This is a genomic window from Pseudomonas sp. 8O (assembly GCF_902506495.1).
Taxonomy (GTDB): domain Bacteria; phylum Pseudomonadota; class Gammaproteobacteria; order Pseudomonadales; family Pseudomonadaceae; genus Aquipseudomonas; species Aquipseudomonas chaetocerotis.
Genome location: NZ_LR733267.1, coordinates 556,238 through 581,758, shown reverse-complemented (window position 1 = coordinate 581,758; position 25,521 = coordinate 556,238). Strand labels below are relative to the sequence as shown.

Annotated in this window: 23 protein-coding genes; 14 read left to right on the top strand and 9 right to left on the bottom strand. The window is 63.0% G+C overall.

The features are described from left to right. The first annotated feature begins 74 nt into the window (after positions 1 to 74). Entirely contained in the window at positions 75 to 386 is a 312-nt protein-coding gene (locus tag GV002_RS24015) for a TraR/DksA family transcriptional regulator (RefSeq protein ID WP_160020749.1), read from the top strand. Here GV002_RS24015 and GV002_RS24010 read toward each other — a convergent pair. Then, positions 379 to 2,019 (bottom strand): cation:proton antiporter, encoded by a 1,641-nt coding sequence (locus GV002_RS24010; protein ID WP_160020748.1) that lies wholly within the window; start codon positions 2,017 to 2,019, stop codon positions 379 to 381. The two genes, GV002_RS24015 and GV002_RS24010, sit on opposite strands and share 8 nt — an antisense overlap. Positions 2,020 to 2,202: 183 nt before the next feature. Between GV002_RS24010 and GV002_RS24005 the strand changes: the two genes are divergently transcribed. The 8 genes from GV002_RS24005 (at position 2,203) to GV002_RS23970 (ending at position 10,154) form a co-directional block, all read left to right on the top strand. Beyond that, positions 2,203 to 4,692, top strand: a complete 2,490-nt coding sequence (locus GV002_RS24005) for a Lon protease family protein (RefSeq protein WP_160020747.1) — start codon at positions 2,203 to 2,205, stop codon at positions 4,690 to 4,692. Positions 4,693 to 4,857: 165 nt separating this feature from the next. Next, entirely contained in the window at positions 4,858 to 5,211 is a 354-nt protein-coding gene (locus GV002_RS24000) for a hypothetical protein (RefSeq protein WP_160020746.1), read from the top strand. 139 nt (positions 5,212 to 5,350) lie between these two features. Beyond that, on the top strand, positions 5,351 to 5,842 hold the full coding sequence (locus GV002_RS23995; RefSeq protein WP_160020745.1) for a TIGR00645 family protein: 492 nt from the start codon (positions 5,351 to 5,353) through the stop codon (positions 5,840 to 5,842). A gap of 142 nt (positions 5,843 to 5,984) precedes the next feature. Then, on the top strand, positions 5,985 to 6,287 hold the full coding sequence (locus GV002_RS23990) for a DUF6482 family protein (protein ID WP_160020744.1): 303 nt from the start codon (positions 5,985 to 5,987) through the stop codon (positions 6,285 to 6,287). Then, the gene (locus GV002_RS23985; RefSeq protein WP_160020743.1) at positions 6,284 to 7,684 is read left to right on the top strand and encodes a 3'-5' exonuclease family protein; all 1,401 of its coding nucleotides are present in this window, start codon (positions 6,284 to 6,286) and stop codon (positions 7,682 to 7,684) included. The genes GV002_RS23990 and GV002_RS23985 overlap by 4 nt, the downstream gene beginning before the upstream one ends. Next, positions 7,681 to 9,216, top strand: coding sequence for a cryptochrome/photolyase family protein (locus GV002_RS23980; RefSeq protein ID WP_160020742.1), 1,536 nt, complete (start codon positions 7,681 to 7,683; stop codon positions 9,214 to 9,216). Before GV002_RS23985 ends, GV002_RS23980 begins: the two co-directional genes overlap by 4 nt. After that, a complete protein-coding gene (locus GV002_RS23975) occupies positions 9,213 to 9,359 on the top strand; it encodes a DUF2256 domain-containing protein (RefSeq protein ID WP_160020741.1) in 147 nt (48 codons plus the stop codon). The genes GV002_RS23980 and GV002_RS23975 overlap by 4 nt, the downstream gene beginning before the upstream one ends. Positions 9,360 to 9,524: 165 nt before the next feature. Next, complete coding sequence (locus GV002_RS23970) at positions 9,525 to 10,154, top strand: FKBP-type peptidyl-prolyl cis-trans isomerase (protein WP_160020740.1); 630 nt, start codon at positions 9,525 to 9,527, stop codon at positions 10,152 to 10,154. Between the two features lie 279 nt (positions 10,155 to 10,433). Here the strand turns inward: GV002_RS23970 and GV002_RS23965 are convergent, their stop codons facing one another. Both GV002_RS23965 and GV002_RS23960 read right to left on the bottom strand, forming a co-directional pair. After that, positions 10,434 to 10,661, bottom strand: a complete 228-nt coding sequence (locus GV002_RS23965; RefSeq protein ID WP_074675630.1) for a hypothetical protein — start codon at positions 10,659 to 10,661, stop codon at positions 10,434 to 10,436. A 246-nt stretch (positions 10,662 to 10,907) separates the two neighbouring features. Continuing rightward, positions 10,908 to 12,533 carry a methyl-accepting chemotaxis protein gene (locus GV002_RS23960; protein ID WP_160020739.1) on the bottom strand — a complete coding sequence of 542 codons (1,626 nt, stop codon included), beginning with the start codon at positions 12,531 to 12,533 and terminating at the stop codon, positions 10,908 to 10,910. Positions 12,534 to 12,759: 226 nt separating this feature from the next. Here GV002_RS23960 and GV002_RS23955 point away from each other — a divergent pair, with 226 nt between their 5' ends. Further along, entirely contained in the window at positions 12,760 to 13,914 is a 1,155-nt protein-coding gene (locus tag GV002_RS23955; RefSeq protein WP_160020738.1) for an L-talarate/galactarate dehydratase, read from the top strand. Between the two features lie 3 nt (positions 13,915 to 13,917). Here the strand turns inward: GV002_RS23955 and GV002_RS23950 are convergent, their stop codons facing one another. The 6 genes from GV002_RS23950 to GV002_RS24200 all read right to left on the bottom strand — a co-directional run bounded on the left by GV002_RS23950 (position 13,918) and on the right by GV002_RS24200 (position 19,725). Further along, positions 13,918 to 14,823 (bottom strand): LysR family transcriptional regulator, encoded by a 906-nt coding sequence (locus tag GV002_RS23950; RefSeq protein ID WP_160020737.1) that lies wholly within the window; start codon positions 14,821 to 14,823, stop codon positions 13,918 to 13,920. Positions 14,824 to 14,993: 170 nt separating this feature from the next. Then, entirely contained in the window at positions 14,994 to 16,514 is a 1,521-nt protein-coding gene (locus tag GV002_RS23945) for a tripartite tricarboxylate transporter permease (RefSeq protein WP_160020736.1), read from the bottom strand. A 9-nt stretch (positions 16,515 to 16,523) separates the two neighbouring features. Continuing rightward, positions 16,524 to 17,030: a tripartite tricarboxylate transporter TctB family protein gene (locus GV002_RS23940; protein WP_160020735.1), complete on the bottom strand. Its 507-nt coding sequence runs from the start codon at positions 17,028 to 17,030 to the stop codon at positions 16,524 to 16,526. Positions 17,031 to 17,096: 66 nt separating this feature from the next. Beyond that, positions 17,097 to 18,074, bottom strand: a complete 978-nt coding sequence (locus GV002_RS23935; protein ID WP_160020734.1) for a tripartite tricarboxylate transporter substrate binding protein — start codon at positions 18,072 to 18,074, stop codon at positions 17,097 to 17,099. Between the two features lie 35 nt (positions 18,075 to 18,109). Next, positions 18,110 to 19,504 carry an enolase C-terminal domain-like protein gene (locus GV002_RS23930; protein WP_160020733.1) on the bottom strand — a complete coding sequence of 465 codons (1,395 nt, stop codon included), beginning with the start codon at positions 19,502 to 19,504 and terminating at the stop codon, positions 18,110 to 18,112. Positions 19,505 to 19,560: 56 nt separating this feature from the next. After that, complete coding sequence (locus GV002_RS24200) at positions 19,561 to 19,725, bottom strand: hypothetical protein (RefSeq protein ID WP_178094804.1); 165 nt, start codon at positions 19,723 to 19,725, stop codon at positions 19,561 to 19,563. 328 nt (positions 19,726 to 20,053) lie between these two features. Here GV002_RS24200 and kdgD point away from each other — a divergent pair, with 328 nt between their 5' ends. From kdgD to garD, 4 genes are all read left to right on the top strand, one after another. Continuing rightward, entirely contained in the window at positions 20,054 to 20,965 is a 912-nt protein-coding gene (gene kdgD / locus GV002_RS23925; RefSeq protein WP_160020732.1) for a 5-dehydro-4-deoxyglucarate dehydratase, read from the top strand. A 111-nt stretch (positions 20,966 to 21,076) separates the two neighbouring features. Next, on the top strand, positions 21,077 to 22,426 hold the full coding sequence (gene gudD, locus GV002_RS23920) for a glucarate dehydratase (RefSeq protein ID WP_160020731.1): 1,350 nt from the start codon (positions 21,077 to 21,079) through the stop codon (positions 22,424 to 22,426). Positions 22,427 to 22,616: 190 nt separating this feature from the next. Continuing rightward, positions 22,617 to 23,942 (top strand): MFS transporter, encoded by a 1,326-nt coding sequence (locus GV002_RS23915; RefSeq protein WP_160020730.1) that lies wholly within the window; start codon positions 22,617 to 22,619, stop codon positions 23,940 to 23,942. Positions 23,943 to 23,964: 22 nt separating this feature from the next. Next, positions 23,965 to 25,521 carry a galactarate dehydratase gene (gene garD, locus GV002_RS23910; RefSeq protein WP_160020729.1) on the top strand — a complete coding sequence of 519 codons (1,557 nt, stop codon included), beginning with the start codon at positions 23,965 to 23,967 and terminating at the stop codon, positions 25,519 to 25,521.

The following is a 25,521-nucleotide window of genomic DNA, read 5'->3' as shown; positions in this document are numbered from 1 at the left end:
GTGCTGACCGGCGTCAGTCACGGGTTTCGCGCGGGGTATCACACTGAGCGCTCTTCAACGCAAGGAGATTGCTCATGGCTCACCGTGATGTGCTGGACGCTCTGCTGCTTGACTACACGACCCGTGCCGAGGCGATTCGCCGCGATCTGGCGCGCATCCATTCGGCGGATTTCGCCGAGCAGGCGCAGCAGCGGCAGAATGACGAAGTGCTCGAAGCGCTGCTGGCTGAGGCCGAACAGGGAGTGCTACTGGTGCGCCAGGCGCAGCAGCGCCTGGCCGAGGGGCGCTATGGCGAGTGCCTGTGTTGTGGCGAGCCGATCGAAGCGGCGCGTCTGGCAGCCCTGCCAGTTGCCGAATACTGCCTGGGGTGTGCGCAGTTCAACTGAGCGGCTGCTCCACCTCTTGCAGCAGGCGCCGGGCGGCTGAGTCGGCGGCATCTATGTAAGGCTGCAGGACGCTGGCCGCACCGGCGCGAGTGAAGGCCTCCAGATCACCTTCGCGGAAGGCGCTGAGGGTGACGTTGCCGCGAAAACCGGCGCTGCGTGCGGCGCGCAGGAGCAGTGCATTGACCTCGCGCTGCGGAATGGTGCTGACCAGTGCACGCGCCTGTTGCAAGGGCAGATGGGCGATGAAGTCGGCATCTTCGGCATCGCCATAGCACACCGCCAGGCCTGCCCGGCGGGCGCTTGCCAGGGCCTGCGGGTCGAAGTCCACGCCCAGCACGCGCAGCCCTGCATCCTGCAGGCGATGGGCCAGTTGGCGACCATAGCGCCCCAGGCCATACACGATGACTTCCGGTCGGGTGTGATCCGGAGCGTTGTCCTCGGCGTTTTCGCGGTGGGCTACGCGCCGTTCGAATATCCCTAGCCAGGGAGAAAGGCGCTCGAACAACGGCTGCGCGTACAAGATCATATAGGTGGACAGGGTGATGGTGATGATCCCCACCAGGGTGGTCAGCCCCAGCGCTGCGCTGCCCACATGGCCGAGGCTGATGCCCATGGCGACGAAGATGATCGAGAATTCGCTTATCTGCGCCACTGTAAGTCCGGCCATGAAGCCAGTGCGTTTGCGATAGCCCATTGCGCCCATGATGGCCATGACGATCAGCGGGTTGCCGATCAGCACGAACAGCGACAGCAACACGGCGCTGCCGATCTGTTGGTGCAGGTAGGAGAAGTCCAGCTGAATGCCCAGATGCAGGAAGAAGAACAGCAGAAGGAAATCGCGCAGGCTGGTCAGCCGACTGGCGATGGCTTCACGCAGTGGCGTCGACGCCAGGCAGAAGCCCGCGATGAACGCGCCCAGCTCCTTGGACAGACCCAGCGCCTCGGCGCCGCCAGCCAGCAGCGTGCCCCAGGCGATTGCCACCAGCATCAGCAATTCCGGCGAGCGGGCCATGGGCGCCAGCAGGCGCGGCAGGACGAAGCGCACCAGCAGGTAGAGCAGCACAAGGCTGGCCAGCAGCGCGCCGACCAAGGCCAGTGGCGGCAAGCCAATCTTTTCGCTGCCGGCTGGTTGATACAGGCTGATGACCAGCATGGCCAGCACCACGGCGATGTCCTGCACGATGAGAAAGCCCATGGCGATGCGCCCGTGCAGCGAGTCGATCTCGCCTTTGTCCGACAGCAGCTTGACGATGATGATGGTGCTGGAAAATGTCAGCGCCACGGCCACGTAGCCAGCACTCGCCCAGTCCAGTCCCAGCAGGCGGCACAGAACCAGGCCTGCGATGATGGTGAAGCTCAGTTGCCCCAAGCCGGTGGCCAGGGCGACGGCGCCCAGCGTGCGCACCAGATGCATGTCCAGCTTGAGGCCGACGACGAACAACAGCACCGTGATGCCGATTTCCGACAGCAGGCTGATCGAGCTGTGATCACCAGCCAGATTCATCGCGGCTGGGCCGGCGATGATACCGACCAGGATGTAGGCGATGATCAGTGGCTGGCGCAGCCGTACGGCGAGCATGCCCAGCAGGGCAGACAGGCTGAGCAGGGCGGCGATTTCCTGAAAGGCACTCATAGGCAAGGCTCTCGATTGTGTTGCTACCCGTCGTGGCCACAGGCTTTGCAGAGGAACCCGTGAAAGCTTATTGCAGACCCGATTTAGCGTATTGCCATGAATCAAGCCTTGATCCCTTTCGCGCCACAGGCCCAGAATCACCCCATGTTTTGCGGAAACTTCCGCCCGCTATAAGGATCGCCAATGTCCAAGCGTAGCCTCGATGCTTTGCGCCTTGCCCCCGACTCACTGACCCGCCCCTTCGCCCCCGAGCAGTTCAACTTCAGCAGTACCGATGATCTCGAACCTTTCCGCGGCGTACTGGGTCAGGCCCGCGCGGTCGAGGCCCTGCAGTTCGGCGTGGCCATGCCGCGTCCAGGCTACAACGTGTTCGTCATGGGTGAGCCCGGTACTGGACGCTTCTCCTTCGTGCAGCGCTACCTCAAGGCTGAAGCCAAGCGCATGGAAACGCCGGCCGACCGGGTCTACGTCAACCATTTCGATGAGCCGCGCGAACCACGTGCACTGGAGCTGCCATCCGGCACCGCGAGTGCTTTCATCGCCGATATCAACCAGTTGATCGACAATCTGTTGGCCACCTTCCCGGCGGTATTCGAAACGCCGACCTACCAGCAGAAGAAGAGCGCCATCGATCGCAGCTTCAACAAGCGCTACGACCAGGCGCTGGACATTATCGAGAAGCTGTCGCTGGAGAAGGGCGTGGCCCTGTACCGCGACAGCACCAATATCGCCTTTACCCCAATGGCCGAGGGCAAGGCGCTGGACGAAGCCGAGTTCGCTCAGTTGCCGGAGGCCGAGCGCGAGCGCTTCCACGCTGATATCGCCGCGCTGGAGGAGCGCCTGAACGAAGAGCTGGCCAGCCTGCCGCAGTGGAAGCGTGAGTCGAGCAACCTGCTGCGTCAACTCAATGAAGAGACCATCACCGTTGCCCTGCAACCCCTGCTGGCCCCATTGTCGGAGAAGTACGCGGAAAACGCAGGTGTCTGCGCCTATCTGCAGGCCATGCAGGTCAACCTGCTGAAAACCGCCGTCGAGCAACTGGTGGAGGTCGACAAGGCCGATCCGCAACTGCGCAAACTGCTGGAGGAAATGTACTGCCCGAGCCTGGTGGTCGGTCATCACGCCAACGGCGGTGCACCAGTGGTGTTCGAGTCGCACCCGACCTACGACAACCTGTTCGGCCGCATCGAATACAGCTCCGATCAGGGCGCGCTGTATACCAGTTACCGCCAGCTGCGCCCCGGGGCGTTGCACCGCGCCAACGGCGGTTACCTGGTGGTCGAGGCGGAGAAACTGCTCAGTGAGCCTTTCGTCTGGGAAGCGCTCAAGCGCGCTCTGCATTCGCGCCAATTGAAGATGGAATCACCGCTGGGGGATCTCGGCCGTATTGCGACCGTCACACTCAACCCGCAGGTCATTGCGCTGCAGCTGAAAGTCATCATCATTGGCTCGCGTCAGCTCTACTACGCGCTGCAGGATGCCGATCCGGACTTTCAGGAGATGTTTCGCGTACTGGTCGACTTCGACGAAGACATTCCGCTCGCCGAAGAAAGCCTGGAGCAATTCGCGCAACTGATGAAAACGCGCACCTCGGAAGAGGGCATGGCGCCCTTGACCGGCGCTGCGGTGGCGCGCCTGGCTACCCACAGCGCGCGTCTGGCCGAGCACCAGGGGCGTCTGTCAGCGCGCATCGGCGACCTGTTCCAGCTGGTCAGCGAGGCCGACTTCATTCGCCAGCTCGCCGGGGAAAGCATCACCGACGTAGGTCATATCGAGCGCGCGCTCAAGGCCAAGGCCACGCGCACCGGGCGCGTTTCGGCGCGGATCATCGACGACATGCTGGCCGGCATCATCCTCATCGACACTTGCGGCGCCGCCGTCGGCAAGTGCAACGGCCTGACCGTGCTGGAAGTGGGCGACTCGGCCTTCGGTGTGCCGGCGCGGATTTCCGCCACCGTCTATCCGGGCGGCAGCGGCATCGTCGACATCGAACGTGAAGTCAGCCTTGGCCAGCCGATCCACTCCAAGGGCGTGATGATCCTCACTGGCTTTCTCGGCAGCCGCTATGCCCAGGAATTCCCGCTGGAGATTTCCGCCAGTATTGCCCTGGAACAGTCCTACGGTTACGTCGACGGCGATAGCGCCTCGCTCGGCGAGGTCTGCACGCTGATCTCGGCGCTGTCGCGCACCCCGCTCAAGCAGTGCTTCGCCATCACCGGTTCGATCAACCAGTTCGGCGAGGTACAGGCCGTCGGCGGTGTCAACGAGAAGATCGAAGGCTTCTTCCGTCTCTGTGAGGCACGGGGCCTGACCGGCGAGCAGGGGGTGATCATTCCGCACTCCAACGTCGCCAACCTGATGCTCGATGACCGTGTGCTGCAGGCGGTGCGTGCGGGGCAGTTCAACGTCTATGCCGTGCGCCATGTCGATGAGGCGCTGAGCCTGCTGGTCGGCGAGGCGGCTGGCCACCCGGACGAAAAGGGGCGCTTCCCCAAAGGCAGCGTCAACGCCCGTGTGGTCGAACGTTTGCGCGATATCGCCGAGATCGGGCTGGAGGAAGAGATCAAACCGGCTGACGCGGACAAGGCGAAAGCGGAAGCTGAGGCGGCCGCGGCGAAACCGGCCAAGGCACCACGCCGCAAGAAAAGCGACGGCGAAAGCGCGTCGAGCTGATCATATCTTGCACGATTGTCCCGGATTGCCCGGGACAGGCGCGCAGGCGTTCTTGCTCACGTCTCATGCACAGAGTTATCCACAGATTGCGTGGATAACTTTGGCCTTCACAGTTCGGCCACTCGGGGTGTAGGCTGGAACCTGGATTCCGCGAGGGTCGCCGCCATGCCGCGTAGCCTCTGCCTCACCCGCCAATGCCTGGGCCTGGTCACCCGCATCGAGTGCGCGATCAAGCCACTGGCAGGAGACAACGGACGTTGGACACTGCTTTGCGCTGCCGGTATGTCAGGCGCACAGCCCTCGGCTATCAAGGCGCAGGGCCCGTTCTATGGACCTTCTGTCGCTGAGGACGCGCTTACGGCGATTGCCGAGAGCCTGGCCCTGCAAGGCTACATAGAATGCTGCGAACCGCCGATCTGGTGTCTGCATCTGCAGGCCGAACTACGTCGTGTCAACGGCGAACGCCACAACCCCTCCGGGCCATTCCAGCGTCACCCCGAAACCGATGGACAAAGCTGAAACGCCTGAAGCAAGGCGCTTTCGGGCAATCCTGACATTACTGCTGGGCTGGGGTTATCCACAGTACCAGGGGCACCTTCTGTTGGTGCAGTGCGATGGGTATACTCGCCGCGATTTTCCATCCTTCAGTGAGCTCTCCATGGAACGCTTCATCGAAAACGCCATGTACGCATCGCGCTGGTTGCTGGCGCCGATCTACTTCGGTCTTTCTCTTGCCGTGCTGGCATTGTCGGTCAAGTTCTTTCAGGAGCTTTATCACATCCTGCCGCAGATCTTTTCGCTCACCGAAGCCGACGTGATCCTGAAGCTCCTGTCGCTGATCGACATGGCGCTGGTCGGTGGGCTGCTGGTCATGGTGATGCTGTCCGGCTACGAGAACTTCGTTTCACGCCTGGACATTCACGAAGGTACCGAGAAGCTCAGCTGGCTCGGCAAGATGGACTCCAGCTCGCTGAAGATGAAAGTGGCGGCGTCCATCGTGGCCATTTCGTCCATCCACTTGCTCAAGGTGTTCATGGATGCGAAGAACTACGATCTTAAGTACCTGCAATGGTACGTGATCATTCACCTGACGTTCGTTGGCTCGGCCTTCGCCATGGGCTATCTGGACAAGGTCACCAAGCACGACTGACCTGGACTAATCTGAAGCCGCTTCACAACCGCCCGTCCGAACGCGACGGGCGTTTTGCTTTTTGGGCTTGAGCTTTTTCTTTGTTGTACAAGAATTAGTTTTGTATAAGTTCTTGTACAATTGAAGGTAGGAGGCAAGACCGATGAATCTGCATGATCTGTCCGCTCACGCTCAAGCCGGGCGCGTCGAAGAACTCAATCTGATCTCACTGGAAGGTGGCATTTATCTCCTCGAAGCGAGGATGGAGGGCCGCGCTCACCCGATTCTTACCGACAGGGGCAGCACGCTGAACCTGCGTTCGGTTGAGCATGCGCGTGACGTTCTGCAGGAAATGCCGGCGCTACCTTTCTTTCTGGTGCACAGCTCGGTACATGACGAGATGTGCGGCATGCCATCGGCCGACAATAGCCTGCGCGTGCCCATCGCCTTTCGTTCCGGCTGGTGACGGCAGCTTTCGCACCGGCCGCGACGTTGCAGGGTAAAGCCCTGGCGGTCGTGGAGGTGAAGACCACTGGGGCTCATCCGGCACGTGATGCCATCTGGGAGCTGGCGATCATCCAGGTCGATGCTGAGGGCTGTGTCGTGGAGCGCCTGCACTGGTTGTTCGAGCCCGGTGTCGCGTTGCCTGCGCAGTTGCTCAACCTGAGTGGTCTGCATCCACTGGAATTACGCGGCCAGCCGCGTATCGAGAGCGAGGCGCATGCGATAGCCGCTGCCATTCGCGGCCGCGTGCTGGTAGGCCACAACCTTCGATTCAGTCTGGCGTTCTTGCGCCGTGTGCTGCCTGACTGGAACGTGCAGCGTCCGCAGCAGCTCTGCACCCTGCGCCTGTCCAGATCGGCCCTGCCGGAGCTGGCGGGTGCCGGGTTCGATGCACTTTGCGCGCATTTTTGCATTACGCGTTTCTTCCGCGATCGCGCCGTGCCGGATGCGGAGGCCGTTCTGGCGCTGGCTCGGCATTTGCTGCAGCAGGTCGCGCCGGCGACGCTGGGGCATCAGTTGCGAAGCGCAGCGCGGCCTCCGTTGCTGGCCGCAGAGCGTTTCGCCCAGTTACCGGAACGTCCAGGGGTTTATTACTTCCTGGGCGACGGCGGTGCGCAACTGTATGTGGGCAAGAGTCGCAACCTGCGCCGCCGGGTGATGTCGCACTTTCAGAACGATCACCGTGACCGCCGCAGTCTGCAGATGGTGCAGCAGATCCGCGATGTGCAGGTGGCTGTCACGGCCGGTGAGCTGGGGGCTCTGTTGTTCGAGTCTGCCGAGATCAAGCGTCTGCAACCCCTGTACAACCGTCGGCTGCGCAAGCAGCGCGAGCTGTTGACCTGGGCGCTGGCGGGCGAGCCTGGCGATCTGCGCATCGAACTGCTCCAGCACCAGGCTTTGACGCCAGGGCTCAGGCAGGCCGGGTTGTTCCGCTCGCGACATCACGCGCGTCAGTGGCTGCTTGAGCAGGCGCGGCAGCGACGCTTGTGCCTGCGTGTACTCGGTCTGGAGGAGGGCGACGGTGCCTGCTTCGCCTATCAGCTTGGGCGCTGTGCTGGCGCCTGCTGTGGCGGGGAGTCGCGCCAGGTGCACGATGCGCGGCTGCTCGCCAGCGCCGAGCGCCTGCGAACCCAGGCCTGGCCATGGGCCGGGCCGGTCGCCCTGGTCGAGCGCGATGACCAGCACGGTCTTACCCAGTGGCACGTGCTCGATCAATGGCGCCATCTCGGTACGGTCGATGGCCTCGAGCATGCCCGGCCATTACTGACCAAGCGCCTGGGCGGCTTCAACCTCGACACCTATCACATCCTGCTCGGCCACCTGCGCCGCCACCCGAACATGGAGATCGTGCTGCTGTGAGTGTTCGTCGTCTGATTCTCATTCTGGGCGACCAGCTCACCCACGGCCTTGGTGCGTTGGGCGACATCGACCCGGACCATGATCACGTGCTGCTGGCCGAGGTGATGGAAGAGGCCAGCCATGTGCCGCATCATCCGAAGAAGATCGCGCTGATCTTCAGCGCCATGCGTCATTTCGCCGAAGCCTTGCGTGAGCAGGGCCTGCAGGTGCACTACGTGACCCTGGATGATCCGGACAACAGTGGTTCGCTGCCCGGCGAGCTGCTGCGCTGGACGCAACGGCTCGATCCGGCCGAGGTGCATTTGACCGAGTGCGGCGACTGGCGCCTGGAACAGGCATTGCGTCACTGCGGCGTGCCGATTCACTGGCATCAGGACAATCGTTTTCTTTGTACTCGCGAAGCCTTCGCTGCCTGGGCAAAGGGGCGCAAGCAACTGCGCATGGAGTTCTTCTACCGTGAGATGCGCCGTGACAGTGGGCTGTTGCTCAACCCCGACGGCACACCGGAGGGCGGTGCCTGGAACTTCGACGCCGACAACCGCAAGTCGTTGCCAAAAGGCGTGCATCCGCCTTTGCCGTTGCGCGTCGAGCCGGACGCCATCACGCGTGACGTGCTGGCGTTGGTCGGGCAGCGTTTCTCCAGTCATTACGGCAGCCTTGAGGGTTTCGATTACCCGGTAACGGCCGAGCAGGCCGAGCGCCTCTGGCAGCATTTTCTCGACAACGGCCTGGCCGACTTCGGCGACTATCAGGACGCCATGGCCGATGGCGAACCCTTTCTCTTTCACTCGCGCATCAGCGCCGCATTGAATATCGGCCTGCTCGATTTGCGGCGGCTCTGCGCCGAGGTCGAGGCGGCCTATCGCGCTGGCGACGTACCGCTGAACGCCGCCGAAGGTTTCATCCGCCAACTGATCGGCTGGCGCGAGTACGTGCGCGGCATTTACTGGCTGCGCATGCCGGAGTACGCCGAAGGCAATCGCTTCGGCAATTCACGCGTACTGCCAGCGTTCTACTGGACCGGCAAGACGCGGATGAACTGCATGCGTCAGGCCATCGGCCAGACTCTGGAGCATGCCTATGCGCACCATATCCAGCGGCTGATGGTCACCGGTAATTTCGCCTTGCTCGCGGGCATCGCACCCAAGGATATCTGCGACTGGTACCTCGCTGTGTACATGGATGCCTTTGATTGGGTCGAGCTACCCAACACCCTGGGCATGGTGATGCATGCCGACGGTGGCTACTTAGGTTCCAAGCCGTATTGCGCCAGCGGCCAGTACATCAAGCGCATGTCCAATCATTGCCAGGGCTGCAGCTACAAGGTGAGCGAGAGCACCGGTGAGTCGGCCTGCCCGTTCAACGCGCTGTATTGGCATTTTCTGATGCGCCACCGCGAGCCCCTGGAGCGCAACCCGCGTATCGGCATGGTCTACCGCAACCTGGCGCGCATGACCGAGGCCAAGCAGCAGGCGCTGTGGGATTGGGGCGAGCGCCTGTTGGCGAAACTCGATGCTGGAGAAATGCTGTGAAGAAGAGTGAGCTGCCGGTGAAGACCTGTGTGGTCTGCGGCCTGCCGTTCAGCTGGCGCAAGAAGTGGGCGCGCTGCTGGGAAGAGGTGCGCTACTGCTCCGAGCGCTGCCGGCGTGGGCGCAGCTCTGTTTGTCGCCGCTGAAGCGCCTCCCACGACATGTTTGTGTCGGCTCTGGCATCCGGCTTCGCTCTACCTCCTGCATCCATGCAGTCCTGGCTGCGATGGGCAAGGCATGGGGTCGTGACGTCGCGCCAGGCTTCTGTGCTAGTCTGGCCGGCCTTTTTGCAGCCCCTAGCGGAGCCTTTCATGTCCGAATTCAACTTCAGCCCCGATCTGTCCTCCGATGAAGGTCGTGTCAGCTACGGCATCGGTCGTCAACTCGGTGGTCAGTTGCGTGACAACCCGCCGCCCGGCGTTGACCTGACGGCCATCCTCGCCGGTCTGACCGACGCTTTCAGCGGCCAGGCCAGTCGTGTTTCCGAAGCCGAGCTGGGCGCCAGTTTCAAGGTCATCCGCGAAATCATGCAGGCCGAAGCTGCCGCCAAGGCCGAAGCCGCTGCTGGCGAAGGCCGTGCCTACCTGGTCGAGAATGCCAAGCGCGAAGGCGTGACCGTATTGGCCTCCGGCCTGCAGTACGAAGTGCTGGTCGCAGGCGAGGGTGCCAAGCCGTCGGCTGAGGATCAGGTGCGTACCCACTACCACGGCACCCTGATCGACGGCACCGTGTTCGACAGCTCCTACGAGCGTGGCCAGCCGGCTGAATTCCCGGTTGGTGGCGTGATTCCGGGTTGGGTCGAGGCGCTGCAACTGATGGGCACCGGCAGCAAATGGCGCCTGTACGTACCGAGCGAGCTGGCCTACGGCGCCCAGGGCGTCGGCAGCATCCCGCCGCACAGTGTGCTGGTGTTTGATGTAGAGCTGCTCGACATCCTGTAAGCGATCGCAGTAGCGGTGCGCACGTCCTGGGCGGCCCCGCTACACCCTACGAAACGGGGCGCTCTGGCTGACAGGGCGCCCCGTTTGCGTTTCTCTGGGTAGGGTGCGCCGCGCGCGCCAATTGTTTAAGTATCGTAGGGTGGACAACGCTGTTTTTGTCCACCATTCGCGACGACGGTGGACGGGTGAAGCGTCGTCCACCCTACGCTGCTGCGAGACAGGGTAGGGTGCACCGCGCGCACCGGAAATAGGGTGATGACTTGGCCGCCGCGACTCTGTTCACGGACGCAGGGCTCGTGCATAGCAGTAGAGAAACAGGCTGCGCACCAGCTCTTTGAGCACGATGGGCTCGCTGGAGCTGAGCTCGTGCAGGTCCAGGTCGCCCTGGTCGCGCAGTTCGTCGAGGGCTTCTTCTTCCAGCATGGCGCAGACTTCCCCGGTTTCGCGGTTGAGGATGCGCAGATAGGGATGCGGGCGGTCCAGCCAGGCATCGATCAGGTAGGTCATGGCAGGTCTCCTTGGCCGTCATTACGTAACTGAGAATAATTCCTATTACATAAATAGCAAGGATTAATTGCGACCTTTTGTCGTTTGCCTGTTTTCAGTGGGTGAGGCGGACATGCCGGTGGCTTGTCCGCCCTGCGTACCGTCCCCGCAAGCGAGTTGGAGGGCTTGCGCCCGCTCTGCCGCGCAGGCTGTAGAAGATGCAGGGTGAGCCATGCGCTGCGTGTTCATGCCGGTTCGCTGGTCGGCTCAGGAGCCCAGGCGGCGAGTCACTTCGCCCAGTTGCCCGGACATGTCGTGCAGGTTGCGGCTGGCCTTCTGCGTGCGCTCGACGTTGTCCTGGTTGGCACTGGCGATGGCGGTCAGCTCGGTGAGGTTGCGCGAGATGTCCTCGGCTACCGAGGTTTGCTCTTCGGCTGCCGTGGCAATCTGCTGGTTCATGTCGCGGATGGCCTCCACTGCCTCGGTGATGCGCTGCAGCATGGCGCCAGCCTCGGTGACCTGGGTCACGCCCTGTTCGCTGCGCTGCTGGCCGCTCTCGATGGCGCGTACAGCGTTCAGTGCGCCGTTCTGCACGGTATCGATGATCTGGTTGATCTCGGCGGTGGACTCGGCGGTGCGCTGGGCCAGGGTGCGCACCTCGTCGGCGACCACGGCGAAACCACGGCCCTGTTCGCCGGCACGGGCGGCTTCGATGGCGGCGTTGAGGGCCAGTAGGTTGGTCTGCTCGGCGATGCCGCGGATCACCTCCAGCACCTTGCCGATGCGCCCGCTGTCGCTTTCCAGGCGACGGATCACCTCGGCGGTGTTGGCGATCTCGCCGCGAATGTCGGTGATAGTGGCGATGGTCGATTGCATCACCGTGCTGCCCTGACGGGCCGAATCGTCGGCATCGTTGGCCGCGTGCGCGGCATCAGCGGCATGGCGCGCGACTTCCTGGGCGGTGGCGGACATCTCGTGCATGGCAGTGGCGACCTGATCGGTGCGCTCGAACTGCTCGCTGACGCCCTCGGTCATGCGTGAGGCGATGGCGTTCAACTCGCTGCTGGCGCTGTCGAGGTTCTGCGTACTGTGGTGCAGGCGCTCGCTGGTGCTGGCGAGAAAGTCGCGCAGGGTATTCGCTGCGCGGGCCAGCAGGCCAAGCTCATCCTTACGGGTGCTTTCCACGCGTTGGCCGAAGCGGCCTTGGCTGAGCTGATCGACATGGCCGATCAGATGGCGGATGGGGATGATCAGATTGCGATTGACCAGCCACAGGCTGAACACGGCGATGACCATGGCCGCGGCCAGCATCACGAGGGTGCCGCTGAGAATGGTGCGCGCGGCGCTGGCATTGATCTGCTCGGCCTGGCTCAGGCTGTTCTGGCGCAACTGCTCGACCAGCGCGGTCATCTGCTCGCTGGCGGCGCGGTCGATGCCCTTGACGGCTTCATCGCCGGCCCTGGCATCGGCACCGGCGGCCACGAAGGCGTCGCGGCCCTTGCGATAATTGCCGCCGAGCGCCTGATGTTCGCTGCGCAGGCGCTCGACCTGCGTCTTCAACGCCGGGTCGGCAGCGGCGACCTGGGTCAACTGACCGAGAATGTCCTGCACCTTGCGTTCCTGCGCTTCGAACTGGCCCCAGTAGCGTTGCAGGTTGGCGCTGTCTTGGCCGCGCAACAGGACGTTCTTCCATTCCTGCACCTGGATCTTGAATTCGACATTGGCCGCGTCGATCAGGCGCGAAGATTCCAGCGGTCCGTCGAGCAGGCCACGGTAGGACTGAATGCCGCTGGAGAGGAAGCTGAAGCAGGCCAGTGCGGTGATCAGGATCAGCGCCAGACTGCCGCCGAGCAGGGCGAGAATCTGCGCGCGCAGGGATTTTTGCAGGAACATGATGGGATGCCTCGGAGGTCAGGCGGAGCGGGACATATTCAGCGTAGACGGCGAATGTTGCAGATTTGTGAAACGTCTAGACGTGTCCGGCAAATGGCCATGAGCAGGCCAGGCCTTGGCGGGTGATCCTGATGCTTGAATGATTGCGCAATCATCTTAATCTGGCTCGGGTTGTCCATTTTCGGCGGCCCATCGGGGCGTCGAGTTTCATCACGAGGAAGATGTCATGACCGATAACGCCGCCCCACGCGCCGACGACGACCGTATTACCTGGCTCAGCCTGCGCTCGGTAGCGCTGCCGCTGGCCAACCCGATCAGCGATGCCAAGGTGCTGACCGGACGGCAGAAGCCGATGACCGAGATCGCCATTCTGATCGCCGAGATCGAAACCCGCGACGGTCACCGTGGCCTGGGCTTCAGCTATTCCAAGCGCGCCGGTGGTCCCGGCCAGTTCGCCCACGCACTGGAGGTGGCGCCTAACCTGATTGGCGAGAACCCCAGTGATATCGCCAAACTCTGGGACAAGCTGTGCTGGGCTGGCGCTTCGGTCGGTCGCAGCGGCTTGGCGACCCAGGCCATCGGTGCTTTCGACGTCGCCTTGTGGGATCTCAAGGCGCGCCGCAGTGGCCTTTCGCTGGCACGTTTGCTCGGCAGCCATCGCGATTCGGTACGTTGCTACAACACCTCCGGCGGCTTTCTGCACACACCGCTCGATCAGTTGCTGAAGAACACTGACATTTCCCGAGAAAAGGGCATTGGCGGTATCAAACTCAAGGTCGGCCAGCCCGACTGGGCGCTGGATATCCACCGCGTCAGCACGGTGCGCGAGCACCTGGGTGAAAGCTTTCCGCTGATGGTCGACGCCAACCAGCAATGGGACCGCCCGACCGCGCGGCGCATGTGCCGACGCCTTGAACCCTTCGACCTGATCTGGATCGAGGAGCCGCTGGACTGCTACGACGCCGAAGGCCATGCCGAGCTGGTGCGCCTGTTCGATACGCCGATCGCCACTGGCGAAATGCTCACCAGCCCGGCCGAGCACTGGGAGTTCATCCGCCAGCGCGGCGCCGACTTCCTTATGCCCGATGCGCCGCGCGTCGGCGGGATTACCCCCTACCTGCGCGTGCAGACGCTGGCCGAGCAGGCCGGCATGACCCTGGCGCCGCACTTCGCCATGGAGCTGCACGTGCACCTGGCCGCGAGCCATACCCGCGAGCCCTGGGTCGAGCATTTCGAGTGGTTGGAGCCGCTGTTCAACGAGCGCCTGGACATTCGCGACGGGCGCATGTTGGTGCCGACTCGTCCAGGTCTTGGCCTGAGCCTGAGCGAGCAGGTTGCCGGCTGGACGGTGCAGCAGGCTGAGGTCGGCAAACGCGCTTGAACGTCAGTTCTGCGGATAGATGTCGCGAGCGGCCTGGCGCACGGCAGCGATCATCGACGGCAAGGCAGGGTTGTCGTTGTCGTCGCGCCATACCAGATGCAACTCCCCGCATACGCCTGCCGGTAGCGGCAGGTCGCGGAAACGCACCTGCTCGAAGCGGATGGCACTGGCGCTGCGTGGCACCAGTGCCAGCCCCATGCCGGCATTGACCAGCGACAGGATGGTCAGGGTCGAGCCCAGCGCCTGAACGAATTCAGGCTGGATGCCGCTTGCGCGAAACAGGCCGGTGTGCAGTTCGTTGAAGGGCTGCCAGGCGGTATGCGCGTAAAGAATGAAGGGCTGACCATGGAGCATATCCAGAGTCGGCCTTGCGTGTTGTGCCAGCGGATGCCCGGTGGGCGCGGCCAGCACGAAGGGTTCGCGCAGCAGGCATTCGCTGATCAGCCCGGGTTGCTGCAAGGGCGCGCGCACGATGGCCAGGTCCACGCGCCTGGCGCGCAGTGCCTGCACCTGTTCGAAGGTGCTCATTTCCAGCAAGGCGATATCCACGCCCGGGCGTTCACGCTTGGCCTCGGTTATCGCGCGTGGCAACACGTCATACACCGCGCTGGCGACGAAGCTGATATTGAGCGCACCACTTTCGCCGATGGCGGCCAGCCGGGCGCTCTGCGCGGCGCGGTGGGCCTGATCGAGCAGCGCCTGGGCTTCGACGAAGAAGGCACGACCAGCCGCCGTCAAGGCAACCGAGCGGGTGCTGCGGGTGAACAGGCTCACGCCAAGCTGATGTTCGAGCAACTGGATCTGCCGGCTCAGCGGCGGCTGGGTCATGTTCAGGCGTTCGGCGGCGCGACGGAAATTCAGCTCGGCGGCCAGGGTGGTGAAACAGCGCAGCTGAGCCAGGTCGAACATTGATTCATTCCGGGTATCAATCTAGTGGTTGATTAGATTAGACCTGGATCAATGAGCGCGTCCATTATCTTGCTCAAGCCGCTGCAGTGGCGTTGTAGAGGGCTGGAGACGAAAGAGGCGGGAGTCGGAAATGAACCGCCCCCTGAGCAGAGGGGGCGGCAAGGTGGGTGTCAGGTGCGCAGGATTTCGTTTATCGCGCTGGGTTTGGGACGCAGCGCGCTGAACACCTGCCAGATTACGAACGCCAGGGCCAGGCCGAGGAAGGTGCCGGCAATCGGATTGGTGAAGAACTCGGCGAAGCTGCCATCCGACAGCATCAGACCACGGCGCAGGTTGGTTTCCGCCATCGGCCCGAGGATAAAGCCGATGATGAACGGCGCCGCTGGCATCCCGGCCTTGACGAAGGCATAGCCGAGCAGACCGAACAGCAGGATCGACCAGACGTCGAACAGGCGGCTGGACAGGCCGAAGGCACCAACCACGCAGAGCACCAGAATGATCGGCAGCAGAATGTGCTTGGGCACGTCGAGCAGCTTGATGAACAGGCGCAAGCCGTAGAACTCCATGAACAGCATCATGCAGGTGGCAACGATCAGCGCGGCGAAGATGGTGTACACCAGCGGCCCCTGGCTGATGAACAGCAGCGGGCCCGGTTGGATGCCGTGGATCAGGAAGCCGCCGAGCATGATCGCGGTGACGGTGTCGCCTGGAATGCCCAGGGTCATCAGCGGCATCATTGCACCACCGATACCGGCGTTGTTGGCCGTTTCACTGGCGACCACGCCGCCGATATTGCCCTTGCCGTAGGTGTGACCGTCTTTCGCGCGTTTCTTGGCGATGATGTAGGACACCAGGTTCGAGGTACCGGCGCCGATGCCCGGCAGAATGCCGATGCCCAGGCCGATCAGGCCGGAGCGCCCAGCGTTCGGCAGTTGCTCGCGGAACTCCTTGAGCGAGAAGCCGAAGCCCTTGATGTTCTTCATGCTCACCGATCTGGCCTTGCCTTGCACGGCATGACGGCCGCTTTCGGCGAGCTTGATGATCTCGGCCACGGCGAACATGCCGATCATCACTGTCAGCATCGAGAAGCCGCCGTTGAGCTCGCTGACACCGAAGGTGAAGCGGCGTACGGCCTCTACCGGCGCAATGCCGACGGTGGACACGGCGATACCCAGCGCACCGGCGAACAGGCCCTTGACCATGGAGCCGGCCGAGAGAGTGGCGATCAGGGTCAGGGAGAACACCGCAATGGCGAAGTATTCATGCGGGCCGAAGCTCAGGGCCACCTTGGCCAACTGCGGGGCGATGAACATCAGCGCGACGATGCTGAAGATGGTGCCGAGGAAGGAAAACACGATGCCGACGCCCAGCGCCTTGACGCCGTGGCCCTGTTCCATCAGCGGGCCGCCATCGAACACGGTCGCGATCGATGACGGCGTTCCTGGAATCTTCAGCAGAATCGCCGAAATCAGCCCGCCCGAGGTGGCACCGATGAACAGCGCGACCAGCAGGGAAAGACCAGCCTGTGGGCCCATGGTGAAGGTCAGCGGCAGGCACAGTGCTACAGCCATGGTCGCGGACAGGCCGGGTACCGCGCCGAAGACGATGCCCATGGCTACGCCGACGGCCATCAGCATCATGATGTTGAGTGAAAAAACGGCACCGAAGCCTTGCTGCAGTAATTCGAGCATGGTCGATCCTCAGATGAAGTTGTTCAGCAGGCCAGCGGGCAGCAACAGATCGAAGGCCTCGCGGAACAGCAGGAAGATGATCGCAGAGCAGGCAACGGCAATCAGCAGATAGGTCAGGTGTCTGGCTTTCTGCTTTACCGGCGTCAGCACGAGGAACTGCAGATAGAGGTAAACCACGGTCATGATCGGGAAGCCCACAGGGCCGAGCAGGGCCATGTAGCCGAGGATCAGGCCGAGGGTCTTGAGGACGGTCCTGGGTTCTATGACTTCAGTCGGTTGCTCTTCAGCTTCTGCCGGCACCGGGCTTGCGGGTTCGGCGGCAACCTTGGGTTTGGCAAAGGCGCTGACCAGTTGCATCACGCCCAGCAGAGACAGGAATCCGGCCAGCAGTTTCGGCACAGTGGCCGCATCGACACCGTCATGTCCAGGCAACTGTTGCGCCATGACCAGGTAGGCAAGGCTGGCGCCGAGCATGGCGATGCCAATGATCAGTTCTTTTTTGTTGAGGGTGTTCATCATGTACCTCGATGTTCTGAGGTGCAGCCCCGGCCCGAATCGATCGGGTCGGGGCTGCGTTATGGCTTACTTGGCCTTGCGCAGCTCATCCTTGAACTGCATGAAGTCTTCACGGGTCTTGGCCAGAATCTGCTTGGCCTCTTCGGTGCCGTAGAACGAGACCGGTTGCTTGAACTTCTTCAGGTCTTCGGCGTAACCAGGTTGCTCGGTGATCTGCTTCATGATGTCAGACATCTTCTTCACGATCGCCGGGTCGGTGCCTTTCGGGAAAGCCACGACGTAGGGCTTGTCCATGGTGATGTCGAGGCCTTGCTCCTTGAGAGTCGGAACCTCGCCGAGCATGGCGTTGCGCTCCTCGTTGGGCTGACCCAGTGCGACCATCTGCCCGCCCTGTACATAGTCCTGTACGGAGCCATAGGTGATGGCGCCCATGTCCAGACGACCACCGAGCATGCCGACCACACGGTCGGACACGGTGCCGCCGTCGACCATCTTCAGTTTGGCGCCGGTGAGTTTTTCCAGCATCAGGCCCTGCAGGTGGGAGAAGCTGCCCATCTCGGTGCCGTAGGTGATGCTGCCGGGGTTGGCTTTCGATTTTTCCACCAGGTCCTGCATGCTGCTCACGCCGGACTGCTTGGAGGCAACGAATACGGTGCTCTTGTCGACGCCAGCGATGCAGGAAACATCGAAGGTCTCGAAGCTGTCTTCGGTCAGGCCGGCCACTTCGTTGACGATCAGCTGGCCCGGGTGGGTGAAGAGAATGGTGTTGCCATCCGCCGCTGCGCCCTTGACCTGTTCGGCTGCCAGGGTGCCACCACCGCCAGCGACGTTGGTCACCACCATGGTCTTGCCGGTGATCTCGTTGAAGTACTTGGCCATCATGCGGGCGTTGAAGTCGGTGTCGCCGCCGGGGTTGGCGATCACCACCACCTGGATTGGGCGAGTCGGCCACTTGACCTCATCGGCGAAGGTGGCGGCGTGGGTGACCAGGGCGCCGACACCGACCAGGGCAGAAAGGAGAGAAGCGCGGAATGTTTTTTTCATTGGAATACTCCGGTTTGGGATGAAAGCCGCGCGAGTCAGTCGCGGCCGAGGCTGGGACGTTTCGGGTCGTACTGCCAACCCGGAACCAGGTACTGCATGGCCATGGCGTCGTCACGCGCGCCGTTGGCCACCTTCTTGTAAAGCTCATGAGCGGCCATGATCCGCTCCATGTCCGGCTCGATGCCGAGGCCGGGCTTGCTGGGAACCTCTACCTGACCACCGATGATCTGCAGCGGTTCGCGGGTCAGGCGCTCTTCGCCTTCCTGCCAGATCCAGTGCGTGTCGATGGCGGTGACGCGGCCCGGCACGGCTGCGGCGGCATGAGTGAACATGGCCAGGGAAATGTCGAAATGGTTGTTGGAGTGCGAGCCCCAGGTCAGGCCGAATTCCTCACATACCTGACCGAGGCGTACAGCGCCCTGCATGGTCCAGAAGTGCGGGTCGGCCAGCGGGATGTCCACCGCCTCGAGGCGCAGTGAGTGACCCATTTGCCGCCAGTCGGTGGCGACCATGTTGGTGGCGGTAGGAATGCCGGTGGCACGCTTGAACTCGGCCATCACCTCGCGGCCGGAATAGCCGTTCTCCGGGCCGCAAGGGTCTTCGGCGTAGGCCAGCACATGGTTCTGGCCCTGGCACAGGGCGATGGCTTCATCCAGCGACCAGGCGCCGTTGGGGTCGAGGGTGACGCGGGCATCAGGGAAGCGCGCCTTGATCGCGCGGATCGCGTCCATTTCCTCGGCGCCACGCATCACGCCGCCCTTGAGCTTGAAGTCGTTGAAGCCATAGCGCGCATGGGCGGCTTCGGCCAGGCGGGCGATGGCCTGCGGTGTCATCGCGGCCTGATGGCGCAGGTGATACCAGTCGTCATGCGAACCTTGGCCGGCGAGGTAGGGCAGGTCGCTGCGCTGACGTTCACCGATATAGAAGAGGTAGGCGAGCATCGGCACATGGTCGCGTTGCTGGCCGCTGCCAAGCAGTTCGCAGGCCGGCACGTCCAGATGTTGGCCGAGCAGGTCGAGCAGGGCGGCTTCTACTGCGGTAATCACGTTGTCCAGGCGCAGGTTGATCTCGTGCGGCTGCTTGAGCACACGTGCCTCGGATTCAGATGTGACCTGATGCTGGGTGGTCTGTGGCCCTTTGGCCGGCCCGGCGATGGCCTGGCGCAGGCTATTGAGGATGCGGTTGTAGCGACCGACCGGTTGGCCGATCACCAGCTCGCGGCAGCGTTCCAGTGCCTGACGGATGCCTTCGCCACCGGGGACCTCGCCACAGCCGATGTGCCCGGCAGTGTCCTTGAGCAGCACCAGATTGCGGGTGAAGTAGGGGGCGTGGGCGCCACACAGGTTGAGCAACATGCTGTCATGGCCGGCAACCGGGATGACTTGCATCTCGACGATCTGAGGTGTGCTGTTGCGGGGGGCTTCGTACATCTTGGCAGGGGCTCCGGACTTGGTGCGGCCCTCGGCCGCAATGGCGAAGGTACGGTTCAGTCGTGCACCGGGATCAGCAGGCGATCCGCGCTGCAGCAAGCTTGAGCATGGGCAAGGATGGCAACGAAGCCAGTGCAGGCTGCGCCGTACTGACGGGGGCTGGCAGCGATGTAACGATGCGCACGTTGGCAGCAGGTGGCGGCAGTGAAGGTCTGTGACATGACCTGGCCTCGTTTTGTTTTTATTGGAATGTCATAGGTTGTCGTATGACTTGGTGAAATTAGTACCAGTCTGTTCCTGACCTGTCAACGCTGCTCATGAGCAATGATGATTGCGCTGCCATTTTCGTTGGCGTGATCATGGAGCCTGCTCTAGTCTGAGCTTGGCGCTTGTGTAGCGGTTTTCTGGCGAGGCGGGCGAGGGGAGGGAAATCTTCGACGAACGGACGATATAAAAACTGGTGTTTTTTTTGTTGTTGTACGATAACGTATCTCTACAGCTGCGGCTGACGCTATTCCTCACAACTCGCTTTACTAGGGTGTTCGCATAATGAATCCACAAGAACTTAAGTCCATCCTCTCTTCTGGTCTGCTGTCTTTCCCGGTGACCGACTTCGATGCCGCCGGTGATTTCAACCAGACCGGCTACGTGCGCCGCCTCGAGTGGCTGGCGCCTTACGGTGCTTCCGCCCTGTTCGCTGCCGGTGGTACTGGCGAGTTCTTCTCCCTGGCGCCGGACGAATACAGCGCCGTGATCAAGACAGCCGTTGATACCTGCGAAAAGTCCGTGCCTATCCTGGCTGGCGTTGGCGGCCCGACTCGCGTTGCCATCCAGATGGCGCAGGAAGCCGAGCGTCTGGGCGCCAAGGGCTTGCTGCTGCTGCCGCACTACCTGACCGAAGCCTCTCAGGACGGCGTCGCCGCTCACGTCGAGCAGGTCTGCAAGTCGGTGAAGATCGGTGTGGTGATCTACAACCGTAACGTCTGCCGCCTCAATGCCAATCTGCTGGAGCAACTGGCCGAGCGCTGCCCGAACCTGATCGGCTACAAGGACGGCCTGGGCGACATCGAGCTGATGGTGTCGATCCGTCGCCGCCTGGGTGAGCGCCTGACCTACCTCGGCGGCCTGCCGACCGCTGAAGTCTATGCCGCGGCTTACCGAGCGCTGGGTGTCCCGGTCTATTCCTCGGCTGTGTTCAACTTCATCCCGAAAACCGCCATGGACTTCTACCGCGCCATTGCCGCAGAAGATCACGCCACCGTTGGCAAGCTGATCGACGATTTCTTCCTGCCGTACCTGGATATCCGCAATCGCAAGGCCGGCTATGCCGTGAGCATCGTCAAGGCCGGTGCCAAGATCGTCGGTTACGACGCTGGTCCGGTCCGTGCGCCGCTGACCGATCTGCTGCCGGACGAGTATGAGGCCCTGGCCAAGCTGATCGAAGCGCAAGGCGCACAGTAATACCGCAGGTGGCCGCTCGCCTCGGCAAGCGGCCCAGTCGCGCTCCGGCAGGCCGGGCGCGACCGCGCTGAACCATTGTCGAACCCGCATAAGAACAACAGGGTAACGCTCATGACTTCACAGATTCCTGCCGCTGTCGGCACTCCGCTGATCACCGAGCTGCAAGTCGTACCGGTAGCCGGTCAAGACAGCATGCTGCTCAACCTGAGCGGAGCCCACGGCCCGTATTTCACTCGCAACATCCTCATTCTCAAGGACAGCGCCGGCCATGTCGGTGTCGGCGAAGTCCCCGGCGGCGAGGGCATTCGCAAGACCCTCGAAGACGCACGCTCCATGCTCGTCGGCCAGCCGGTCGGCAACTACAACGCATTGCTCAATCAGGTGCGCCGCGCCTTCGCTGATCGCGATTCCGGCGGTCGCGGCCTGCAGACCTTCGACCTGCGCATCACCATCCACGCCGTCACCGCGCTGGAGTCGGCGCTGCTCGACCTGCTCGGCCAGCACCTCGGCGTGCCAGTCGCCGCTCTGCTTGGCGAAGGCCAGCAGCGTGATGCGGTGGAGATGCTCGGTTATCTGTTCTTCGTCGGTGACAAGGACAAGACCGACCTCGCTTACCGCGACGAGCGCGATGCCGATGACACCTGGGAGCGTGTACGCAATCAGACCGCGCTGACCCCGGAAAGCATCGTTCAACAGGCCGATGCCGCGCATGCGCGCTATGGCTTCAACGACTTCAAGCTAAAGGGCGGCGTGCTGCATGGCGAAGCCGAAGTCGAGGCGATTCGTGCCCTGGCCGCGCGCTTCCCCGAGGCTCGTGTGACGCTGGACCCCAATGGCGGCTGGTCGCTGGATCAGGCCATCGCCCTGTGCCGTGACCTGCACGGCGTGCTGGCTTATGCCGAAGACCCTTGCGGTGCCGAGAACGGTTATTCCGGCCGCGAGGTGATGGCCGAATTCCGCCGCGCCACCGGTCTGCCCACAGCGACCAACATGATCGCCACTGACTGGCGGCAGATGGGCCACACCATCTCCCTGCAATCGGTGGACATTCCGCTGGCCGACCCGCACTTCTGGACCATGGCCGGTTCCGTGCGTGTGGCGCAGATGTGCAACGACTGGGGCTTGACCTGGGGCTCACACTCGAACAACCACTTCGACATCTCGCTGGCCATGTTCACCCACGTCGCCGCTGCTGCACCGGGCCGCGTCACTGCCATCGATACCCACTGGATCTGGCAGGATGGCCAGTACCTGACGCGCAACCCGCTGCGTATCGAAGGTGGTCTGGTGCAAGTGCCGAAAACGCCGGGCCTCGGCGTCGAGCTGGACTGGGACGCACTGGCCAAGGCGCATGAGCTGTATCAGGCCAAGGGCCTGGGCGCACGTGATGACGCGGTGGCCATGCAGTACCTGATTCCGGGCTGGACCTTCAATAACAAGAAGCCCTGCCTGGTGCGTTGAGCTGAGTCTGGTGCCGCTCCGTGGCTTTGTAGGGTGGGCTTCAGCCCACCGTGACTACAATCGGTGGGCTAAAGCCCACCCTACGGGTTGATGACCGTGGCTGACGCGGAGCGCCGCCCGGCCCACTCTACGGTCTGACGTGGCCCACCTTACCGGCTCAGCCTTTCCTTCTGTCTCACGAGCCTTGCCGATGCCAGATGCCAAACCGGGTCGTGTGCGCTACAGCATCCTGCTGATGCTGTTTCTGGTCACCACCATCACCTTCGCCGATCGCTCCAGCCTCTCCGTCGCCGGTTCTGCGATGCAGGCCGGCCTGGGCATCGACGCGGTGACGCTCGGCTACATCTTCTCGGCCTTCGGCTGGGCCTACGTCATCGGGCAGATTCCCGGCGGTTGGCTGTTCGACCGCTTCGGCACCAAACCCGTCTATACCCTGGCGCTGTTCATCTGGTCGGCGCTGACTCTGCTGCAGGGTTTCGTCGGCTGGCTGCCGACCACCTGGGCGGTGACCTCGATGTTTTTGCTGCGGCTGCTGGTGGGTTTCGCCAGCGCGCCGTGCTTTCCCGGCAACGCCCGGATCATCGCCTCCTGGTTTCCCACTGCCGAGCGCGCCACCGCCACGGCCATCTCCAGCTCGGCGCAGTATGCTGCCACCGCGCTGTTCGCCCCATTGATGGGCTGGGTGGTGCAAACCATGGGTTGGCAAGCGGTATTCATCGTGCTCGGTTGCCTCGGCCTGGCGTTGTCACTGCTGTGGTTGAAGCAGCTGTACGGGCCACGCCAGCATCCAGGTATCGAGGCGGCCGAGTTGGCCTACCTGGAACGAGGCGGGGCGCTGATCGATCTGGAAGGGCCGCGCGGCAGTGCCGGCAGCTCGCAGTGGCGATACCTCGGCCTGCTGCTTCGGCAGCGCACGATGATTGGCATCTATCTCGGCCAATACTGCAACAACGCCATTACCTACTTCTTTCTGACCTGGTTTCCGGTCTATCTGGTGCAGGCGCGCGGCATGAGTATTCTCGGTGCCGGTTTTGCCGCTGCATTGCCGGCTATCAGTGGCTGTGTCGGCGGCGTGCTTGGCGGGCTGTTGTCCGACGGCATGCTGCGTCGCGGCCATTCGCTGACCCTGGCGCGCAAGCTGCCGATGGTGCTCGGCCTGCTGCTGTCGAGCAGCCTGATGCTGTGCATCTTCGCCGACAGCGACACTGCGGTGGTGGCGCTGATGGCCCTGGCGTTCTTCGGCAAGGGCCTCGGCTCGCTGGGTTGGACGTTGGTGGCCGACACCTCGCCACGGCAGATCCTCGGCCTGTCCGGTGGGTTGTTCAACACCTTCGGCAACCTGGCGGCGATTACCACACCCATCGTCATCGGCTACCTGGTCAGCCATACCGGTTCTTTCGATGGGGCATTGGCCTATGTCGGCCTCAATGCCCTGCTGGCGGTCGTCAGCTTCGGCCTGATCGTCGGCCAAATTCACAGGGTCGAGCTGGACGCCACGTCTGGCTCGACATCCTGAATGCACAACAGGAGCACGTGTCATGCAGTTGATTCCCCATCAGGATTCGCCCCGTTACATCCGCCTGCACCCGACCGACAACGTCGGTGTAGTGGTCAATGACCAGGGCGTCGCCGCTGGCGGCCAGTTCGACGATGGCCTCAAGGCCGCCGAAGGCATCCCGCAAAGCCACAAGGTGGCGCTGGTGGACATCGCCGAGGGCGGCGAGGTGGTGCGTTATGGCGAGGTCATCGGCTATGCGCTGAAACCCATCGCCGCTGGTAGCTGGGTCACCGAGCAGGTGCTGCGCATGCCCGAGCCACCTGTACTGGACAACCTGCCCAAGGCGACGATCAAGACCTCGCCCGGCGAGCCGCTGCAGGGCTACAGCTTCGAGGGCTTCCGCAACCCGGATGGCACGGTCGGCACGCGCAATATCCTCGGTGTGACCACCACCGTGCAGTGCGTGGTCGGCGTGCTCGATCATGTGGTCGAGCGCGTGCGCAAGGAACTCCTGCCCAAATACCCCAACGTCGACGATGTGGTGGCGCTGTCGCACAGCTACGGCTGCGGCGTGGCAATCAACGCGCCGGACGCCGTGGTGCCGATCCGCACCCTGTACAACATCAGCCGCAACCCCAACTTCGGCGGTCAGGCACTGGTGATCAGCCTCGGCTGCGAGAAGCTGCAGGCCAGCCAGTTGATGGATGGTGATCAGCTCACCAACGGCATGGACGAGGAGGACTGGCTGTTCCGCCTGCAGGATTCCGGCACCGGTTTCACCGGCATGGTCGAGCAGATCATGAGCATGATCGAGGAGCGCCTGAAGGTGCTCGATCAGCGTCGCCGCGAGACCGTACCGGCTTCCGAACTGGTGGTCGGCATGCAGTGCGGCGGCAGCGATGCCTTCTCCGGCATCACCGCCAACCCGGCTCTGGGGGTGGCCGCCGATCTGCTGGTGCGCGCCGGCGCCACGGTGATGTTCTCCGAGAACACCGAGGTGCGTGACGGCATCCACTTGCTCACGCCGCGCGCCGCCAGCGTCGAGGTAGCCGATGCGCTGATCCGCGAGATGGACTGGTACGACCGCTATCTGTCGCGCGGCATGGCCGACCGCAGCGCCAACACCACGCCGGGCAACAAGAAGGGCGGGCTGAACAACATCGTCGAGAAGGCCATGGGCTCCATCGCAAAATCCGGCAACAGCCCGATTGCCGGCGTCGTGGCACCGGGTGAGCGCATTCGTGGCAAGGGCCTGTGGTTCTGCGCCACGCCGGCGAGCGACTTCATCTGCGGCACCCTGCAACTGGCTGCCGGGATGAACCTGCACATCTTCACCACCGGTCGCGGTACGCCTTACGGGTTGTCCATGGTGCCGGTGATCAAGGTGGCTACGCGCACCCAATTGGCCGAGCGTTGGCCGGACCTGATCGACGTCGACGCCGGGCAGATCGTCTCCGGGCATATGACCCTGGAGGAAATGGGCTGGCATATCTTCCAGCTCTACCTGGACGTGGCCAGCGGTCGCAAGCAGACCTGCGCCGAACACTTGCGCCTGCACAACGACCTGGTGCTGTTCAACCCGGCGCCGGTGACCTGA

Bases quoted from the DNA above. Each gene is read 5' to 3' on its own strand.
- GV002_RS24015 (WP_160020749.1), top strand. From the start codon at position 75: ATGGCTCACCGTGATGTGCTGGACGCTCTGCTGCTTGACTACACGACC.
- GV002_RS24010 (WP_160020748.1), bottom strand. From the start codon at position 2,019: ATGAGTGCCTTTCAGGAAATCGCCGCCCTGCTCAGCCTGTCTGCCCTG.
- GV002_RS24005 (WP_160020747.1), top strand. From the start codon at position 2,203: ATGTCCAAGCGTAGCCTCGATGCTTTGCGCCTTGCCCCCGACTCACTG.
- GV002_RS24000 (WP_160020746.1), top strand. From the start codon at position 4,858: ATGCCGCGTAGCCTCTGCCTCACCCGCCAATGCCTGGGCCTGGTCACC.
- GV002_RS23995 (WP_160020745.1), top strand. From the start codon at position 5,351: ATGGAACGCTTCATCGAAAACGCCATGTACGCATCGCGCTGGTTGCTG.
- GV002_RS23990 (WP_160020744.1), top strand. From the start codon at position 5,985: ATGAATCTGCATGATCTGTCCGCTCACGCTCAAGCCGGGCGCGTCGAA.
- GV002_RS23970 (WP_160020740.1), top strand. From the start codon at position 9,525: ATGTCCGAATTCAACTTCAGCCCCGATCTGTCCTCCGATGAAGGTCGT.
- GV002_RS23965 (WP_074675630.1), bottom strand. From the start codon at position 10,661: ATGACCTACCTGATCGATGCCTGGCTGGACCGCCCGCATCCCTATCTG.
- GV002_RS23960 (WP_160020739.1), bottom strand. From the start codon at position 12,533: ATGTTCCTGCAAAAATCCCTGCGCGCGCAGATTCTCGCCCTGCTCGGC.
- GV002_RS23955 (WP_160020738.1), top strand. From the start codon at position 12,760: ATGACCGATAACGCCGCCCCACGCGCCGACGACGACCGTATTACCTGG.
- GV002_RS23950 (WP_160020737.1), bottom strand. From the start codon at position 14,823: ATGTTCGACCTGGCTCAGCTGCGCTGTTTCACCACCCTGGCCGCCGAG.
- GV002_RS23945 (WP_160020736.1), bottom strand. From the start codon at position 16,514: ATGCTCGAATTACTGCAGCAAGGCTTCGGTGCCGTTTTTTCACTCAAC.
- GV002_RS23940 (WP_160020735.1), bottom strand. From the start codon at position 17,030: ATGAACACCCTCAACAAAAAAGAACTGATCATTGGCATCGCCATGCTC.
- GV002_RS23935 (WP_160020734.1), bottom strand. From the start codon at position 18,074: ATGAAAAAAACATTCCGCGCTTCTCTCCTTTCTGCCCTGGTCGGTGTC.
- GV002_RS23930 (WP_160020733.1), bottom strand. From the start codon at position 19,504: ATGTACGAAGCCCCCCGCAACAGCACACCTCAGATCGTCGAGATGCAA.
- GV002_RS24200 (WP_178094804.1), bottom strand. From the start codon at position 19,725: ATGTCACAGACCTTCACTGCCGCCACCTGCTGCCAACGTGCGCATCGT.
- kdgD (WP_160020732.1), top strand. From the start codon at position 20,054: ATGAATCCACAAGAACTTAAGTCCATCCTCTCTTCTGGTCTGCTGTCT.
- gudD (WP_160020731.1), top strand. From the start codon at position 21,077: ATGACTTCACAGATTCCTGCCGCTGTCGGCACTCCGCTGATCACCGAG.
- GV002_RS23915 (WP_160020730.1), top strand. From the start codon at position 22,617: ATGCCAGATGCCAAACCGGGTCGTGTGCGCTACAGCATCCTGCTGATG.
- garD (WP_160020729.1), top strand. From the start codon at position 23,965: ATGCAGTTGATTCCCCATCAGGATTCGCCCCGTTACATCCGCCTGCAC.